The sequence below is a fragment of the Ruegeria sp. SAZA006 genome, assembly GCF_059613465.1.
Map to the genome: position 1 here is coordinate 179,723 of NZ_JBXWSO010000003.1, position 16,043 is coordinate 195,765.

The 16,043-nt window shown below is 64.3% G+C and carries 15 protein-coding genes; 4 read left to right on the plus strand and 11 right to left on the minus strand.

Annotation, left to right across the window (positions count from 1 at the left end):
• Positions 1-19: 19 nt before the first annotated feature.
• From pheT to AC2FNZ_RS01870, 7 genes are all read right to left on the minus strand, one after another.
• Positions 20-2,416 carry a phenylalanine--tRNA ligase subunit beta gene (pheT, locus tag AC2FNZ_RS01840; RefSeq protein WP_496839348.1) on the minus strand — a complete coding sequence of 799 codons (2,397 nt, stop codon included), beginning with the start codon at positions 2,414-2,416 and terminating at the stop codon, positions 20-22.
• 74 nt (positions 2,417-2,490) lie between these two features.
• Positions 2,491-3,564: a phenylalanine--tRNA ligase subunit alpha gene (pheS, locus tag AC2FNZ_RS01845; protein WP_093963563.1), complete on the minus strand. Its 1,074-nt coding sequence runs from the start codon at positions 3,562-3,564 to the stop codon at positions 2,491-2,493.
• Positions 3,565-3,637: 73 nt separating this feature from the next.
• The gene (locus AC2FNZ_RS01850) at positions 3,638-4,705 is read right to left on the minus strand and encodes a Hint domain-containing protein (protein WP_496839350.1); all 1,068 of its coding nucleotides are present in this window, start codon (positions 4,703-4,705) and stop codon (positions 3,638-3,640) included.
• Positions 4,706-4,817: 112 nt separating this feature from the next.
• Complete coding sequence (locus tag AC2FNZ_RS01855; protein ID WP_496832050.1) at positions 4,818-6,188, minus strand: glutamate--cysteine ligase; 1,371 nt, start codon at positions 6,186-6,188, stop codon at positions 4,818-4,820.
• Positions 6,189-6,265: 77 nt separating this feature from the next.
• The gene (locus tag AC2FNZ_RS01860) at positions 6,266-6,793 is read right to left on the minus strand and encodes a hypothetical protein (protein WP_496832052.1); all 528 of its coding nucleotides are present in this window, start codon (positions 6,791-6,793) and stop codon (positions 6,266-6,268) included.
• A complete protein-coding gene (locus tag AC2FNZ_RS01865) occupies positions 6,790-7,638 on the minus strand; it encodes a GNAT family N-acetyltransferase (protein WP_496839352.1) in 849 nt (282 codons plus the stop codon). The genes AC2FNZ_RS01860 and AC2FNZ_RS01865 overlap by 4 nt, the downstream gene beginning before the upstream one ends.
• Positions 7,638-8,363, minus strand: coding sequence for a 16S rRNA (uracil(1498)-N(3))-methyltransferase (locus tag AC2FNZ_RS01870; RefSeq protein ID WP_496832056.1), 726 nt, complete (start codon positions 8,361-8,363; stop codon positions 7,638-7,640). The genes AC2FNZ_RS01865 and AC2FNZ_RS01870 overlap by 1 nt, the downstream gene beginning before the upstream one ends.
• A 12-nt stretch (positions 8,364-8,375) precedes the next feature.
• Between AC2FNZ_RS01870 and ubiA the strand changes: the two genes are divergently transcribed.
• The 3 genes from ubiA (at position 8,376) to AC2FNZ_RS01885 (ending at position 11,645) form a co-directional block, all read left to right on the plus strand.
• A complete protein-coding gene (gene ubiA / locus AC2FNZ_RS01875; protein WP_496839353.1) occupies positions 8,376-9,338 on the plus strand; it encodes a 4-hydroxybenzoate octaprenyltransferase in 963 nt (320 codons plus the stop codon).
• A gap of 65 nt (positions 9,339-9,403) precedes the next feature.
• On the plus strand, positions 9,404-11,323 hold the full coding sequence (locus AC2FNZ_RS01880; protein ID WP_170342338.1) for an OmpA family protein: 1,920 nt from the start codon (positions 9,404-9,406) through the stop codon (positions 11,321-11,323).
• 1 nt (position 11,324) lies between these two features.
• Positions 11,325-11,645 carry a hypothetical protein gene (locus AC2FNZ_RS01885; protein WP_093963571.1) on the plus strand — a complete coding sequence of 107 codons (321 nt, stop codon included), beginning with the start codon at positions 11,325-11,327 and terminating at the stop codon, positions 11,643-11,645.
• Between the two features lie 3 nt (positions 11,646-11,648).
• On the opposite strand, the gene AC2FNZ_RS01890 is transcribed toward AC2FNZ_RS01885, so the two are convergent.
• From AC2FNZ_RS01890 to pgsA, 3 genes are read right to left on the minus strand one after another with little or no spacing between them, the layout of a single operon-like run.
• Entirely contained in the window at positions 11,649-12,092 is a 444-nt protein-coding gene (locus AC2FNZ_RS01890; protein WP_093963572.1) for a molybdenum cofactor biosynthesis protein MoaE, read from the minus strand.
• A 4-nt stretch (positions 12,093-12,096) separates the two neighbouring features.
• Positions 12,097-12,342: a molybdopterin converting factor subunit 1 gene (gene moaD / locus AC2FNZ_RS01895; protein WP_093963573.1), complete on the minus strand. Its 246-nt coding sequence runs from the start codon at positions 12,340-12,342 to the stop codon at positions 12,097-12,099.
• 3 nt (positions 12,343-12,345) lie between these two features.
• A complete protein-coding gene (gene pgsA, locus AC2FNZ_RS01900) occupies positions 12,346-13,014 on the minus strand; it encodes a CDP-diacylglycerol--glycerol-3-phosphate 3-phosphatidyltransferase (RefSeq protein ID WP_170342342.1) in 669 nt (222 codons plus the stop codon).
• Between the two features lie 190 nt (positions 13,015-13,204).
• Between pgsA and AC2FNZ_RS01905 the strand changes: the two genes are divergently transcribed.
• Positions 13,205-14,104 (plus strand): DMT family transporter, encoded by a 900-nt coding sequence (locus AC2FNZ_RS01905; protein WP_496839445.1) that lies wholly within the window; start codon positions 13,205-13,207, stop codon positions 14,102-14,104.
• On the opposite strand, the gene uvrC is transcribed toward AC2FNZ_RS01905, so the two are convergent.
• Positions 14,089-15,963 carry an excinuclease ABC subunit UvrC gene (uvrC, locus tag AC2FNZ_RS01910; protein WP_496839354.1) on the minus strand — a complete coding sequence of 625 codons (1,875 nt, stop codon included), beginning with the start codon at positions 15,961-15,963 and terminating at the stop codon, positions 14,089-14,091. The genes AC2FNZ_RS01905 and uvrC overlap by 16 nt on opposite strands.
• Between the last annotated feature and the right edge of the window lie 80 nt (positions 15,964-16,043).

Here is a 16,043-nt window from a genome sequence, read left to right on the forward strand (position 1 = left end):
ACTTCGGGTTCAAGCCACCTCAGCCGCGCAGAACGCCGCCGGTGGCCTTGGTGACCTTGGCGATGATCTTTTCCGCCACCGCCTCGATGTCTTTTTCCTTCAGCGTGCTGTCGGTCGGCTGCAGACGCACGGTGATGGCCAGAGATTTCTTGCCCTCACCCAGGCTGCCGCCGATGAATTCATCGAATACACGCACCTCTTCGATCAGCGCCTTGTCGGCCCCGGCGGCGGCATTTACCAGCGTCAGCGCCTCGACATCGGCATCGACGACAAAGGCAAAGTCACGCTCGACCGCCTGCAGGTCGCGCAGCTCCAGCGCCGAGCGGGTGGTGCCGGATTTGCGCGGCAGCGGCACCTCGTCCGGCCAGATGGTGAAGGCCACGGCCGGGCCCTTGATGTCCAACTGCTGCAGCACGCGCGGATGCAGTTCACCGAACACGCCCAGCACCTTTTTGGGGCCCAGGCAGATCTTGCCGTGACGGCCGGGATGCCACCAGGCATCGCCGTCGCGCAGGATCTGCACCTTGGCCGGGGCCCCGATGGCGGTCAGCACAGCCTCGGCATCGGCCTTGGCGTCAAACACGTCGACCGCGCGGGTGGTGCCATGCACATCCTTGGGTCCGGTCCGTCCGACCAGAAGGCCTGCGATCTGGGTGCGTTGCTCGCCGGGTTCCCCGTCATGAAAGACCGGGCCGACCTCGAACAGGGCCAGATCGGCAGAGCCGCGCGCCTGGTTGCGCGCCGCGGCCTGCAACAGGCCGGGCAGCAGGTCGGGGCGCATGTGGCTCATCTCGGACGAGATCGGGTTTTCCAGCATCGTCGCGTCATCGCCGCCACCGAACAGCGCGGCCGAGGCCCGATCGATGAAGGTATAGCTGACGCATTCATTGTACCCCAGCGCCGCGCAGGTGCGCCGCGCCATCGACTGACGCCGCTGGGCCGGAGTCATGACCGGCTTGGGAATACCATCCGTGACGCGCGGCAGCGGCTTGCCCTGCAGCTTGGTCAGCGAAGCGATGCGGGCGACCTCTTCGACCAAGTCGGCCTCGCCTTGGATGTCGGGGCGCCAGCTGGGCACATGGGCCATGTCGCCTTCCAGCCGGAAGCCCAGCCGGGTCAGGGTCTGGCGCTGCTCGCTTTCGGGGATGTCCATGCCCACCAGCGACTGCACCCGCGCCGCATCCAACCGATAGGCGCGCGAATGGTCCGGCGCTTTGCCGGCCTCGACCACCTTCGAAACCTCGCCGCCGCAGATATCCAGGATCATCTGGGTCGCGTGCTCCAGCCCTTCCAGCGTGTATGCCGGATCGACCCCGCGTTCGAACCGGTAGCGCGCGTCCGAGTTGATCTTGAGCGCGCGGCCCGCCAGCGCGATCTGAACGTGGTCCCAGAAGGCGCTTTCCAGGAACACGTTCACCGTGTCCTCGGTACAGCCGGTCTCCATCCCGCCCATGATGCCGGCGATGGATTCCGGGCCGTTGTCGTCGGAAATCACCATCATGCCGGGCTGCAGCGTGTATTCCTTTTCATCCAGCGCCACCAGCTTCTCACCGCCCTTGGCGCGGTGCACCCGCAGATTGCCCTTGACCTTGTCGGCGTCAAAGACGTGCAGCGGGCGGTTGCTGTCGAAAGTCATGTAGTTGGTGATGTCCACCAAGGCCGAGATCGGACGCAGACCGATCGCCTTCAGCTGATCCTGCAGCCATTGCGGGCTGGGGCCATTCTTGACACCGCGGATCAGGCGGCCAGTGAAATGCGGGCAGCCATCCAGCGTGTCATCGTCGATCGTCACCTTGATCGGGCTTTCGAAATCCCCCGGCACCGGGGCATAGTCGCGCTGCTTCAGCGTGCCCAGACCCCGCGCCGCCAGATCGCGCGCGATGCCCGCAACGCCCAGCGCATCGGGGCGGTTGGGAGTGATGGCGATCTCGATCACCGGGTCGATCTTGGCGGGGTCGTTCTCGGCCAGCCAGTCGACGAACCGCTGGCCCACCTCGCCCGAGGGCAGCTCGATGATGCCGTCATGCTCGTCCGACAGTTCCAGCTCGCGCTCGGACGCCATCATGCCAAAGCTTTCGACGCCGCGGATCTTGCCGACGCTGATCGTCAGATCCAGACCGGGGATATACATACCCGGCTTGCAGACCACGACGGTGATGCCCTCGCGCGCGTTGGGGGCGCCGCAGATGATCTGCAACTCGCCCTCGTCGGTGTCCACCTTGCAGACGCGCAGCTTGTCGGCATCGGGGTGTTTCTCGGCATGTTTCACATAGCCCAGGGTAAAATCCTTGAGCTTGTCGGCCGGGTTGATGACCTCTTCGACCTCGAGCCCGAGATCGGTCAGCGCCTCGACGATCTCATCAACCGAGGCGTCGGTGTCCAGGTGGTCTTTCAGCCAGGAGAGGGTGAATTTCATTTCTGTTTTCCTGTCCGGTAAGGCGGGCTTACCCGCCGAATTCTCTTGGGCAGCAGGGCAAGCCCCACGCTATTTCATCGTGACAAGCCACCATGCAGGTTGGGCATATCCAGCGCCGCAAACCCATAGTGGCGCAGCCAGCGCAGGTCGCTGTCAAAGAACGCCCGAAGATCCGGGATGCCGTATTTCAGCATCGCCAGACGGTCGATGCCGATGCCAAAGGCAAAGCCCTGATAGACCTCGGGGTCGATCCCGCCGGCGGCGATCACCTTGGGGTGGACCATGCCGCTGCCCAGAATCTCCATCCAGTCATCGCCCTCGCCGATCTTCAGCTGGCCGCCTTCCCAGGAACAGCGGATATCGACCTCGGCCGAGGGTTCGGTGAACGGGAAATGCGAGGCGCGGAAGCGCAGTTCGACGTCGTCGACCTCGAAGAACGCTTTGACGAATTCCTCCAGAACCCATTTCAGGTTCGCCATCGAGATATCCTTGTCGATGGCAAGGCCCTCGACCTGGTGGAACATCGGCGTGTGGGTCTGGTCATAATCGGCGCGATAGACGCCGCCCGGGCAGATCACGCGGATCGGCGCGCCCTGCTTCTCCATCGAGCGGATCTGCACCGGCGAGGTATGGGTGCGCAGCACATGCGGCGGGCGATTGTCGCCCGGCGCGCGGTGCATGTAGAACGTGTCCATCTCGGCCCGCGCGGGGTGGTGACCGGGGATGTTCAGCGCGTCGAAATTGTACCAGTCGGTCTCGATCCGGGGGCCTTCGGCGACGGAGAAGCCCAGCTCGGCAAAGATCGCGGTCAGTTCCTCGGTCGCCTGGCTGACCGGGTGGATCGAGCCCTGGCGGCGCGGGCGCGCGGGCAGCGTCACGTCCAACCACTCGGTCCGCAGACGTTCATCCAACGCGGCATCGGCCAATGCGGCCTTCTTGGCGGCCAGCGCCGAATTGATCTCGTCCTTCAGCGCGTTCAGCGCGGGGCCGGCGACCTGGCGTTCCTCGGGCGTCATCTTGCCCAGTTCGCGCATCTTCAGCGCCACTTCGCCCTTTTTGCCCACCGCGGCCACGCGGATCGCTTCCAGCGTGCTTTCGTCGCCTGCGTCAGCGATCTGACCCAGATATTTTGCCTTAAGATCGTCCATGACGGTCCCCTGAATTCTGTTGCTGTCCTGCTATCACAGCAGCGCGCGAAAGCAAGAGGGCCGGGCCGCGCGATCAGGTCGCGCGCAGAACCGCTGCCTGTCGATCACACCGGACCGGGCGGATCGTGGGGCCATAGCCTTGCAGATGGGTCCGCAGGTCGGGGAACAGCGCAAACAGCTCGCGCGCGGCCTCCTGTTCCAGCCCCGAGAGCGCCTCCTGCCCCGGAAAGAAGCTCTCGGACACAAGACCCGAAGTGGTGACCAGCTGGTGCCGGTCGAAGAACAGATGGACATAACGAACGATGTCGCAGGGCTGCACGGTGACGGTGTCGCCGTTTACCAGCGACTTGGCCGGAACCAGAACCTCATCCTCGCCGAACAGAAGCTGGGCTTGCCAGCCGCTGACAAGAATGCGGTGCTGGGGCGAGACCAGAATGTCTGCCGTGGCGCCCAAAACACCCGCGCGGATGCCCACCGGCGCAAACCGGCCCACGCCGCGCACCGTGCGGCCGCCGATCCAGCGAACCCGGCAAGGGCCGTCATCGACGGTCAGGACCGTGTCGCCGGGCTGCAACGTCTCGATCCGGCGCGGCCCCTCGGGGGTATCCACCAAGGTTCCTGCCGTGAAACACGCGGCCCCGGTATCCCCGGGCGACAAGGGGCCATATGTCAGCGTGCCGGGATCGGGCTGGTTGAATTGCAGGGTCGTCGTGGTCTGGTTCGGCCCGACCAGCACCGGCAGGTTGACCGAGGTTTCCCCAGCCGCCAACCCATCGACCGCGACGATGTTCTGCGTGCCGCCACCGATGTCGTAGAAATCTATCACCTCACCCGTGGCGGTGTTGGTCAGCGCATAGGCTTCGTAATTGGTGGCGCCGCCGCCATCCGGATCGGTCAGGAAGATCGGGAAATCATCGGCCGAGATGACATAGACGATCTCGTTATTGTCGGGGTCCACGGTGACCTGAACGGAAGGATCGTTCAGCGGGATCTCGATCCCGACCTGCCCGTTCGCCTGATAGAAAGACACGGTGAAATCCGCCGGGTCTTCGTCCGGGCGAAGGGACACCTCCAGGAATTCGGACACGCCCGAATTCGCGGCATAGGCATTGGAATAATGCAACTCACTGATACGCGCCATGAAAGCACCACGACCGGACAACCTGACCCGAATGTATCGCGCAAACGCCGCCGCCGAACAAGGCGCGGTCCGGGAATGTGGCTAACAGGCCCCTAATTGCAACAGGTCGCGGTCAGTAGCTGTATTCGGGGTAGATCCGCGTCAGATCGCCCTGCCAGTCGCCGTGGTAATCCTCGAGCAGTTCGTCGGCCGGCACCTTGCCGGACTGGATGCTTTCCTTCAGCGCGTTCAGGAAATGGGTCTCGTCCGGGACGAGCCCGCCGGCACCCGGCCGCGCCCGGGCCTTCAGGCCGGAGTCGGCGATGGCCACCACCTCGCGCGCCAGATCGTGCATGTTGATGCCGCCGACCTGCGCCTGCAGCCCGTCTTGGGCCGCGGCGACGCGCAGCCCCTCGCGGGTTTCGGCGTCCCAGCCCTTGACCAGATCCCATGCGGCATCCAGCGCGGACTGGTCATAGGTCAGCCCCACCCAGAAAGCGGGCAGCGCGCACAGGCGGCGCCACGGGCCGCCGTCAGCCCCGCGCATTTCCATGAATTTCTTGATCCGCGCCTCGGGGAAGGCGGTGGTCAGGTGATCGGCCCAATCCGAAAGCGTCGGCGTCTCGCCCGGCAGCGCGGGCAGCTTTCCCTGCAGGAAATCGCGGAACGACATGCCCAGCGCATCGATATATTTGCCGTCGCGATAGACGAAATACATCGGCACATCCAAGGCATATTCCACGTAGCGCTCGAACCCGAAGCCGTCCTCGAACACGAAGGGCAGCATGCCGGTGCGCGCGTCATCCAGATGCCGCCAGATGTAGCTGCGCCAGCTTTTGTGGCCGTTGGGCTTGCCCTCGAAGAAGGGCGAGTTGGCAAACAGCGCGGTCGCCACCGGCTGCAGGGCAAGCGCCACGCGTAGCTTCTGCACCATGTCCGCCTCGGACCCGAAATCGATGTTGACCTGAACCGTGCAGGTCCGGCGCATCATGGCGCGGCCCATGTCGCCGACCTTTTCCATGTAGTCGTTCATCAGGACATACCGGCCCTTGGGCATCAGCGGCATATCCTCATGCTTCCAGATCGGTGCGGCGCCCAGCCCGATGAAGCCTACGCCGATCTTGTCGGCGATGTCCTTCACGTCGCGCAGATGCGCGTTCACTTCGTCGCAGGTCTCGTGGATGGTCTCCAGTGGCGCGCCCGACAGCTCCAGCTGCCCCCCCGGTTCCAGCGAGACGTTTGCTCCGTCCTTTTCCAGCCCGATCAGCTTGCCCGCCTCTTCCACGGGGGTCCAGCCATGCCCGTCGCGCAGCCCCTGCAGCACCGCTAGGATCGAGCGTTCGCCCTCATAGGGCAGCGGTTTCAGCGTGTCCTTGCAGTAGCCGAATTTCTCGTGCTCGGTCCCGATGCGCCATTCGCTTTTGGGTTTGCAGCCATCGGCCAGGTATTCGGCCAGTTGTTCGTGGCGTTCGATCGGCCCGCCGCCGGACTGAGGAATGGACATGAACCGTGCTCCGATCCTGATGTGTCGAGTCGTGGGGGTCAGTGGTGGTCGCAATCTCCCCCGGTGTCAATGCACGGTCAGTTCAACCGGATGTGCGCCGGGCGCGAGGGGTGGCGTTCCCAGATCACCACCGGATGCGACGCCCCGCCCTTGAGTTCCGACAGCATCCGCTCGGTCCGCAGCCCCGGCAGGGCCGAGAACACGTCGAACAGCGCCTCGGCCCCCTCGGCATTCACGGGAATGTGAAGCGGCGGCTGGCCGGGCTGCTGCAGCACCCAATGCGCGGGGCTGGCGGTGGGGTCCAGCGTCAGGCTCTCGATTTCGCGGGTGGCGACGATGCCGCCTTCCAGCGGCCCCAGATAGGCGATCTGCCCTTCATCCACAGATACCACGCCCGGCCCGCCCGCGCCCAGCCGAAAGCGGGCCCGCTGTACCCCGATCACGGCCAGCGCGATCGAGACCACCACAAGTACCCAGCCCAGCCAGCCCAGAAACCCGCCCGGCCCGCCGATCCAGCTGAGGCCAAGGATCAGAACGAACCCGGCGGCCAGCACCTCGCGCCAGCGCCACAGGGCCAGTTTGGCTTCGGGACGGATGAAACTCATGACGCGGCCTCCATCTGATCGCTGAACAGGACCAGTGAAAAGGTCCCGGCAGGGGCAAACCCAATAGCAACATAAGCACGCACGGCGGCGTTTGAAGCCGCAAACAGAACGGCCTTGCGAACGCCGGCGGCCCGCGCCTCGGCCAGATGCAGGGCGACGGCGGTGCGGGCATAGCCCCGACCGCGCAGCGCGGGCGGGGTGAACACGCCGCCGATCTGGACGATCTCGGGCAGCGTGGCATTGAAGCCTGTCATGCTGACGGGCTGGCCGTCGACCATCAGCAGCCGGTGCGAGTCGCGCTGAATATATCCGTCGATGTCCTTCTGCGCAGCCTTGCGGGCCATGCCCGGGTCGGTGCCCAAAGATTCCAGATGATAGGCCTCGCGCCAGCGGATCAACAGGCTTCGGTCGCCATCCGACAGCGGCACCAGCCGTGCGTTTTCCGTTGGCGGAACGATCAGGTCGCGCAGATCCAGCGCAAAGGACGGTTCGTCCCGGTCCAGATGCGCGGCGCGGTCCTGCCATCCGGCCTGTTGTAGAAACCGGCGGGCTTGCGAAGCTTCGCCCGCCAGCCCCATGACCGTGCGGCCCCGGATCAGGTCAGCTGCCGCGGTCAGGTCGGCCTCGGGCAGATCCGGGCATTGCGGCAGGATCATGCCTTCGTTGGTGATGCCGAACACGCCGCGCAGCGGGTCGCCCAGCATCCACATGCTCATCGCGCGCGGCGCGGGTGCGTTCAGGCCAAAGTCTCGCAGGTTGGCCAGCGCGAACATCGAGCTTTGCACATGATCCAGAAGAAACCGTTCGATCGCCGGAATGTCCTGTTGCCGCGCCAGCCGCCACATCAGGACCAATCCCCCAGCGCCTGTTGCCACAGGGTCATCGCGGCCACCGCCGCCGTATCGGCTCGCAGGATGCGCGGCCCTAGGCTGACCACATGCGTGAAAGGCAGATCCTTCAGCCGCTGGCGCTCGGCATCGGAGAACCCGCCCTCGGGGCCGATCAGGATGGCCCACGGTCGGCCCTTGTCCTGCGCGGCCAGGCGCAGGGCCGACCCGGCCTCGACCTCGTCGCAGAACATCAGCTGGCGGCCGTCCGGCCAGTTGTCCAACAGCTTGTCCAGCCGTTGCAGGTTGCAGACCTCGGGCACGAAGGTGCCGCCACATTGCTCGGCCGCCTCGACCGCATGGGCCTGCAGCCGGTCCTGGCGGATGCGTTCGGAATTGGTGAAGGCGGTCTGCACCGGCATGATCTTCGCGGCCCCCATCTCGGCCGCCTTTTCGACGATGAAATCGGTCCGCGCTTTCTTGATCGGGGCAAACAGCAGCCACAGGTCCGGCGGCAGTTGCAGTGGCCGGGTCTGTTCAAGACAGCTCAGAGCGCCGCCCCGTTTGCCCGCCTCGGCCACCTGCGCCAGCCACTCGCCATCGCGGCCGTTGAACAGGGCCACCTGCCCGCCCACGGCCAGACGCATGACGCCGAACAGGTAATGGGCCTGCTCGCGCGTCAAAGGAACCGATTGCCCCGCACCCAAAGGGTGATCTACATACAGCCTGATCTTCGCACTCATGAGACCCTACATATGCAAGGCAATGCCCCAACACCAGACGGTCAGGTCGCCGACGCCGTTACCGGCAACTGGGTCGATACCCGCGCCCCGGCCTTTGCCCGCCCCTATCTGCGGCTGTCGCGCGCGGACCGGCCGATCGGGACGTGGCTGCTGCTGATTCCGTGCTGGTGGGGCCTGGCGCTGGCGATCCTGCATGACGGTCAGCCGCGGTGGGGCGATCTGTGGATTGCCGTTGGGTGCGCGGCCGGGGCCTTTCTGATGCGTGGCGCGGGTTGCACCTGGAATGACATCACCGACCGCAAGTTCGACGCGAAGGTTGAACGCACACGCTCACGGCCCATCCCCTCGGGTCAGGTCAGCGTGCGGCAGGCGGTGATCTGGATGGGCATCCAGTGCCTTCTGGCGCTGGCAATCCTGCTGACCTTCAACCAGGCGGCCATCGCGATGGGCGTCCTGTCGCTGCTGCCGGTGACGATCTACCCCTATGCCAAGCGCTTCACCTGGTGGCCGCAGGTGTTTCTGGGGCTGGCCTTCAACTGGGGCGCCCTGCTGGCCTGGGCGGCGCATCGCGGCACGGTCGAATGGCCCGCGATCCTGCTGTACCTGTCCGGCATCGCCTGGACGCTGTTCTACGACACGATCTATGCTCACCAGGACGCCGAGGATGACGAGCTGATCGGCATCAAGTCCACCGCGCGCCTGTTCGGGACCGACACCGCGAAATGGCTGAAGTTTTTTCTTGTGGCGACCGTGGCGCTGATGGGGCTGGCCATCGTCGAGGCCGCACTGCCCAATTCCAGCGTGTTGGCGCTGGTCGTGGCCATTGGTGGACCTTGGGCAATGGGGTGGCACATGGCGTGGCAACTGCGCGGGCTGGACATCGAAGATAACGCGAAACTGCTGCAACTGTTTCGCGCCAACCGGGACACCGGCCTTATTCCGCTCATCTTCCTTTGCGTCGCATTGCTCCTCTGATTGCACCTCGGTACCGGTGCCTGTAAGAGTCCCGCCCAATGGCCCGAGGAGATAAGAAACCGCTCATGCGCTTGCCGTATTTCCTGACATCAGCCCTGATCTTTGTCGTATCGGCGGGGGTCTGTCTGCTGGCCGCCGGATTCGCGGTGACCAAGATCGAAGAAACCTCGGAAACTGCCGTTCGAAATGCACTGAGCATGCAGGGCCATGAGTGGGCCGAAGTGCAGGCGGATGGGCTGCGTGTTGTGCTGACCGGTACTGCCCCGGACGAGGCCACGCGATTCAATGCGCTGACCGCGGCCGGTACACAGGTCGACACCTCTCGGGTGATCGATGAGATGGACATTGCCCCGACGGCTGACCTGACTCCGCCCAAATTCTCGGCTGAAATTCTTCGGAACGACAGCGGCATTTCCGTGATCGGGTTGGTTCCGGCCAGCGTGGATCGCGACGCTCTGATGGACCGGCTGCAGAAGCTGGACCCGCAGGCGCGGGTGTCGGACCTGCTGGAAACCGCAGACTACAAGAAACCCAAAGGCTGGGACGACGCGATTTCCTATGCCATCCTTGCCCTGTCCAAGCTGCCGCGAGCCAAGATTTCCGCCAGCCCCGATCTGGTCAAGATCACTGCCATCGCCGACAGCCAGCAGGAAAAAGAACGGCTGGAACAGGAACTGACACGCGCCGCGCCGCCCAGCTTGCGCATCGGTCTGGCGATTTCGGCACCGCGCCCGGTGATCACTCCGTTCACCCTGCGCTATCTGATTTCGGAGGATGGCGGACAGTTCGACGCCTGTTCGGCACAGGATGAAAAGGCGCGCGACACCATTGTTGCCGCCGCGCAGGATGCCGGGCTGTCAGGGCCCTATACCTGCACAATCGGCCTGGGTGTGCCATCGCCCCGATGGGCGCAGGCCGCTGAACTGAGTATCCGGGCTCTGTCCGAGATCGGGCGAGGATCGGTCACGATGTCGGATGCCGACATCACGCTGATTGCTGAACCGAACACCAGCCCGGCCACCTTCGACAAGGTCGTGGGCGAGTTGGAAAACGCCCTGCCCGAAGTGTTTGCCCTGCACGCGGTTCTGCCTGAACCCGAAAACAACGAACAGGCCGGACCTGTGGAATTCACCGCCACCCGCAGCCCGGAAGGTCTGGTACAACTGCGCGGCCGTCTGGGCGATGATTTACAGCGCGACATGATCGACAGCTATGCCCGGGCTGCCTTCGGATCCGATCAGGTTCACAGTGCCGCCCGCGTGGTCGACCAGATGCCGCAGGACTGGCCCGTGCGCGTTCTGGCGGGGCTGGAATCCCTGTCCTGGCTGAACAACGGCGTGCTGACCGTAACGCCTGACAAGGTCGAGTTGACTGGCGTCAGCCACGATGAGGACGCCAAGGCACAGATCGCGGGCCTGCTGTCAGACAAGTTGGGCGATGCGCAGGACTTTGACCTGTCGATCACCTATCAGCCCCCGCCCGAACCCGAAGACGCGCTGCCAGACCCGGAGCAGTGCGAAAGTCGCATCGCCGAGGTTCAGGAAACCCGCAAGATCACGTTCGAGCCCGGGTCGGCTACGGTCTCGTCTGAATCCCGCGACAGTCTGAATCAGATTGCCGAAATCCTGCGCGAATGCGGACCGATCCGGATTGAAATCCAGGGTCATACCGACAGCCAGGGCCGCGAAGAGATGAACCAGCAGCTGAGCCAGTCACGCGCCCAGTCCATCCTGAACGAATTGCGCGCCCGTCGGGTGCCGACCAAAAGCTACTCGGCCGCAGGATATGGTGAGACGCAGCCGATTGCAGACAATGACACCGAAGACGGGCGCGAGAAAAACCGGCGCATCGAATTCCGCCTGATCCGGCCCGAGCCGGTCGCCAATCAGGAAACCGGTCTGGAAGCGTTGGAGACCCAGACAAGCGCAACCGAACCTGCGCCAACAGAAGAAGAAGCATCCGAAACGGATGCAGGGGACCAGTAAGTTGAACAGAACCGAATTCATCATCGCCACCGCCGTCATCCTGTTCGCCGCCTTCTGCATGGGCTGGTTCGCCAACTGGCTGGTGCACCGCCTGTCGCGCGTGCGCCAATCCGACGTGGCCGATCTGGACCGCATGAGCCAGGAGTTACACGAAGCCGAGGAAACCCGCGATCAGGCGATCACCTATTTGCAGCAGCGTGAGGCCGAGCTGACCAACCAGCTGACCCAGACCGAGGCCGAGCTGGCCGCGGCTATGGACGGGCTGCGCGCTGCCCGCCAGGAAGCCGAGGAATTGCGCGGCCGGATCAACAACGCCGATTGAGGCTTACCAGCGCGACAGCGCGTCCTCGTCCTCGTCCTTGGCGGCAACCCAATCGGCCCCGGACGCGGTGATTTCCTTTTTCCAAAACGGGGCGCGGGATTTCAGGTAATCCATCAGGTATTCAGCGGCCTCGAACGCATCCTTGCGGTGCGGGGCTGCCGTTGCGACCATCATGATCCGGTCACCCGGGGCCAGCCGCCCATGGCGATGGATCACCAGCACATCGCCCAGCGACCACCGGTTTTTGGCTTCCTCGGCGATCTTGGCGATGGCGCGTTCGGTCATGCCGGGATAATGCTCGATCTCCATGCAGGCCAGATCGGTCTGGGCCAGATCACGCACGATGCCGGTAAAGGTGACGATGGCCCCATTGGCCGTGTCACCCGCGGCAAAGGCATTGGCCTCGGCCCCCAGATCGAACGGCTCTTGCTGCACCGAAATCCGCATCACCCTACCCGCCGGTCATGGGCGGGAAAAAGGCCACTTCGCGGACGCCGGCCAGCGGCGCGTCGAAATCCGACAGTTCCTGATCCAGCGCGACCCGCAGGGCGGAGACGTCGGCAAAGGCCGCGGCATAGCGGTCTTCACGGGCGCTGAGTTCAGCCACCAGATCGGAGACCGTGGCCGCGGTGGTTTCGACCTTTTCCTTCGGCACGCCGATCCGCTCGCGGACCCAAGCGAAATACAAGACATCCATGCGTCAGCCCTCCTTCAGATGGGGCATGGCTTTACGTAGGTAGTCGTAGCCGGTGATCAATGTCAGCGTCGCCGCGATCCACAGCAACCACAACCCGATGCGGCCCGACCAGAACATGCCATCCAGCTTCCATTGCAGGCCCGAGATGTCCTCGACCTGACCCGACAGGATCTGGTCGATCAGCGCGGCGTCCATGCCGAAGGTGGACATGACGAAATAGTGCTCAAATATGCCCTGCGAAAACAGCACGGCGATCGCCACCATCTGCGCGGTCGTCTTCCATTTGGCCAGCTTGGTGACCTTGAGCGTTCCAGCCACGTCGCCCAGATACTCGCGCAGGCCCGAGACGAAGACCTCGCGGAACAGGATCACGGTGGCGGGCAGCACCAGCCAGGGCGTCCAGTGCTCGGTCGAATAGCCGACCAGGATCATCAGCGCGATCACCACCATCGCCTTGTCGGCGATCGGGTCCAGCATCGCGCCCATCTTGGTTTCCTGCTTCCAAGCGCGCGCCAGATAGCCGTCGAACCAATCGGTTATGGCCGCCGACAGAAACAGGATCAGCGCGAACCAATCAGCATAGGGTCGCGTGAAATACAGAAACATCACCGCCAGGCCGGGCGCGGCCAGTAGGCGCAGCAAAGTCAGAATATTCGGCAGGTTCCACTTCATGCGCTGGACCCTACAACCATGGCCGGGAACAGAAAAGACGGCACGACAAAAAACTGCCAAGAACACAGGTGTTTGGACCACGACAGGTCAGACCGTCGCAGGCGGTGGATCGATGACCGTTTCCCCCTTGGCGCGGCGCGAAGAACGGGTCAGGTTGCGTGGGTATCGCCAGCCAGGAAAGATCCGCCCCGTGACCTCACATATCAGAACCGATGCGCGCGCCAACCTGATCGGCAGCGCCTGGATGATCGCGGCCATGGCCGGGTTCGCCCTGGAGGACGCGTTGCTGAAAACTGCGGCCAAAGCGCTGCCCATCTGGCAGGTTCTGGTGCTGTTCGGGCTGGGCGGGGCGTTGATTTTCGCCGGGGTCGCGTTGCTACAGGGGCGGCGGTTGCTACACCCCGATGTCCTCTCCAAGCCGATGAAGATCCGGGTGCTGTTCGAAGTCTTCGGGCGCCTGTTCTATGTGTTGGCCATCGCCCTGACGCCACTGTCCTCGGCCACGGTGATCCTGCAGGCCACGCCGCTGGTCGTGGTGGCGGGTGCCGCGCTGTTCTTCGGGGAAACCGTCGGCTGGCGGCGCTGGAGCGCCATTCTGGTCGGACTGATCGGAGTGGTGATCATCATCCAGCCAACCGGAGACAGTTTCTCGGCCCTGTCCATTCTTGCAGTGCTGGGAATGCTTGGCTTTGCCGGCCGCGATCTGGCCAGCCGCGCGGCCCCTGCCACGCTGGGCACCACCGTTCTTGGGTTTAACGGCTTTCTGTCAATTGTCGTCGCAGGTGGTTTGTACCGGGCTTTCGAAGGCGCCGCCGCGGTGCCGGTGGACGCCCAAACCGCCCTGCATCTGACCGGAGCCGTGGTGATGGGGGCGGTGGCCTATGCTTCGCTGATGCTGGCCATGCGGACGGGCGAAGTGTCGGCCGTGACCCCGTTTCGCTATACCCGCCTTCTGTTCGGTATCGGGCTGGGCGTGCTGATATTCGACGAGCATCTGGACCAGACCATGTGGCTGGGCAGCGCGCTGATCGTGGCCTCGGGGCTGTACATTCTGTGGCGCGGGCGCCAGCGGCCTCAGCCTTTTTCGTGAAAGAAATCATAGACCTTCTGCGCCAGACCGGCCGAGATCCCGTCCACCGCCTTCAGGTCAGCCAGATTGGCGCGGCTGACCGCCTTGGCGCTGCCGAAATGCGCCAGCAGGGCACGTTTGCGGGCCGCGCCCACGCCGGGGATTTCATCGAGCGGCGTCGCGCCCATCGCCTTGGCCCGTTTGGCGCGGTGGGTGCCGATGGCAAAGCGGTGCGCCTCGTCCCGTAGCCGCTGAATGAAATACAGAACCGGGTCGTTGCGTTTCAGGGCAAAGGGGCGCTGGCCGATGCGGTGGAACTCTTCCTTGCCGTGGTCGCGATCGACGCCCTTGGCGACACCGACCATGGGGATGTCCTCGACCCCGTGCGCCTGCATGATCTCGTGCACGGCACTCACCTGCCCTGCACCCCCATCGATCAGCAACAGATCGGGCCACAGGCCCTTGTCACGGTCGGGGTCCTCTTTCAACAAGCGGCTGAAGCGGCGGGTCAGCACCTCTTTCATCATGCCGAAATCGTCGCCCGGCGTCAGGTCGTCGCCGCGAATGTTGAATTTGCGATAGGCGTTCTTCATGAACCCCTCGGGACCGGCCACGATCATCGCGCCCACCGCGTTAGTGCCCTGGATATGCGAGTTGTCGTAGACCTCGATCCGCTTGGGTGGCGCGTCCAGATCGAAGGCCTCGGCCAGACCGCGCAGCAGCTTGGCCTGCGTCGCGCTTTCCGACATGCGGCGGGCCAGCGCCTCGCGCGCGTTGCGCAGCGCGCCCGAGACCAGTTCCAGCTTTTCGCCCCGCTGCGGCACTAGGATCTCGACCTTGCGGCCGGCCTTTTCCGACAGGGCCTGCTGCATCAGATCCGCGTTTTCGATTCCGTCCGACAGGATCAGCTGCCGCGGCGGTTCCTTGTTGTCGTAGAACTGGCCCAGAAAGGCCTCCATCACCTCGGCCGGGGAGACGTCGGGGCCGACCCGCGGATAGAAATCGCGGTTGCCCCAGTTCTGGTTGGCGCGGATGAAGAACACCTGAACGCAGGCCTGGCCGCTGTCCATATAGAGGCCGATCACATCCGCCTCGGCCACTCCGCGCGGGTTGATGCCCTGCGCCGTCTGCACCTGCGTGAGCGCGCGTATCCGGTCGCGCAGGGCGGCGGCGCGCTCGAACTCCATCGCGTCCGAGGCCTCCTGCATCTGCGCGGCCAGTTCCTCCTGGATCCGGGTCGAGCGGCCGGACAGGAACCGCTCGGCGTCACGCACGCTTTCGGCATAGTCGGCCTGCGAAACCATGCCCACGCACGGCCCCGAGCAGCGCTTGATCTGGTAGAGCAGGCAGGGCCGGGTGCGACTGTCGAACATCGAATCCGAGCAGTTCCGGAGCAGAAAGGCCTTCTGCAATTGGTTCAGCGTGCGGTTCACCGCGCCCGCGCTGGCGAAGGGGCCGAAATAGGCGCCCTTTTCCTTCTTGGCCCCGCGATGCTTCTTGATCTGCGGAAACGGGTGATCCTTGGCCACCAGAATGTTGGGAAAGCTTTTGTCGTCGCGCAGCAGGACGTTGTACTTGGGCTTGAGCTGCTTGATCAGGTTCTGTTCCAGCAGCAGCGCCTCGGTCTCGGTCCGGGTGGTCAGGAACATCATCGACGCGGTCGAGGCAATCATCCGCTCGATCCGGCCGGAATGTCCCGGGCGGGTGTAGTTCGACACCCGCGCCCGCAGGTTGCGCGCCTTGCCGACATACAGAACCCGGCTGTCCGCATCCAGCATCCGATAGACACCCGGCGAACTGTCCAGCGTCTTCACGTATTTCTGGATGCAGGCATAGCCGGTCGGCTGAGGCTGGGATTGAGGGGCGCTGTCGGCGGTCATGAAAGAGAGATACGATTCTCTGACCGTGGCTGCAATCTTGCGCGCCTTAGATCAAGAGAAAACAAATCCACGATTCTTGT

What these genes read in the sequence shown, in the direction of transcription:
- pheT (WP_496839348.1), bottom strand. Translation starts at nt 2,416, where the DNA reads ATGAAATTCACCCTCTCCTGGCTGAAAGACCACCTGGACACCGACGCC.
- pheS (WP_093963563.1), bottom strand. Translation starts at nt 3,564, where the DNA reads ATGGACGATCTTAAGGCAAAATATCTGGGTCAGATCGCTGACGCAGGC.
- AC2FNZ_RS01850 (WP_496839350.1), bottom strand. Translation starts at nt 4,705, where the DNA reads ATGGCGCGTATCAGTGAGTTGCATTATTCCAATGCCTATGCCGCGAAT.
- AC2FNZ_RS01855 (WP_496832050.1), bottom strand. Translation starts at nt 6,188, where the DNA reads ATGTCCATTCCTCAGTCCGGCGGCGGGCCGATCGAACGCCACGAACAA.
- AC2FNZ_RS01860 (WP_496832052.1), bottom strand. Translation starts at nt 6,793, where the DNA reads ATGAGTTTCATCCGTCCCGAAGCCAAACTGGCCCTGTGGCGCTGGCGC.
- AC2FNZ_RS01865 (WP_496839352.1), bottom strand. Translation starts at nt 7,638, where the DNA reads ATGTGGCGGCTGGCGCGGCAACAGGACATTCCGGCGATCGAACGGTTT.
- AC2FNZ_RS01870 (WP_496832056.1), bottom strand. Translation starts at nt 8,363, where the DNA reads ATGAGTGCGAAGATCAGGCTGTATGTAGATCACCCTTTGGGTGCGGGG.
- ubiA (WP_496839353.1), top strand. Translation starts at nt 8,376, where the DNA reads ATGCAAGGCAATGCCCCAACACCAGACGGTCAGGTCGCCGACGCCGTT.
- AC2FNZ_RS01880 (WP_170342338.1), top strand. Translation starts at nt 9,404, where the DNA reads ATGCGCTTGCCGTATTTCCTGACATCAGCCCTGATCTTTGTCGTATCG.
- AC2FNZ_RS01890 (WP_093963572.1), bottom strand. Translation starts at nt 12,092, where the DNA reads ATGCGGATTTCGGTGCAGCAAGAGCCGTTCGATCTGGGGGCCGAGGCC.
- moaD (WP_093963573.1), bottom strand. Translation starts at nt 12,342, where the DNA reads ATGGATGTCTTGTATTTCGCTTGGGTCCGCGAGCGGATCGGCGTGCCG.
- pgsA (WP_170342342.1), bottom strand. Translation starts at nt 13,014, where the DNA reads ATGAAGTGGAACCTGCCGAATATTCTGACTTTGCTGCGCCTACTGGCC.
- uvrC (WP_496839354.1), bottom strand. Translation starts at nt 15,963, where the DNA reads ATGACCGCCGACAGCGCCCCTCAATCCCAGCCTCAGCCGACCGGCTAT.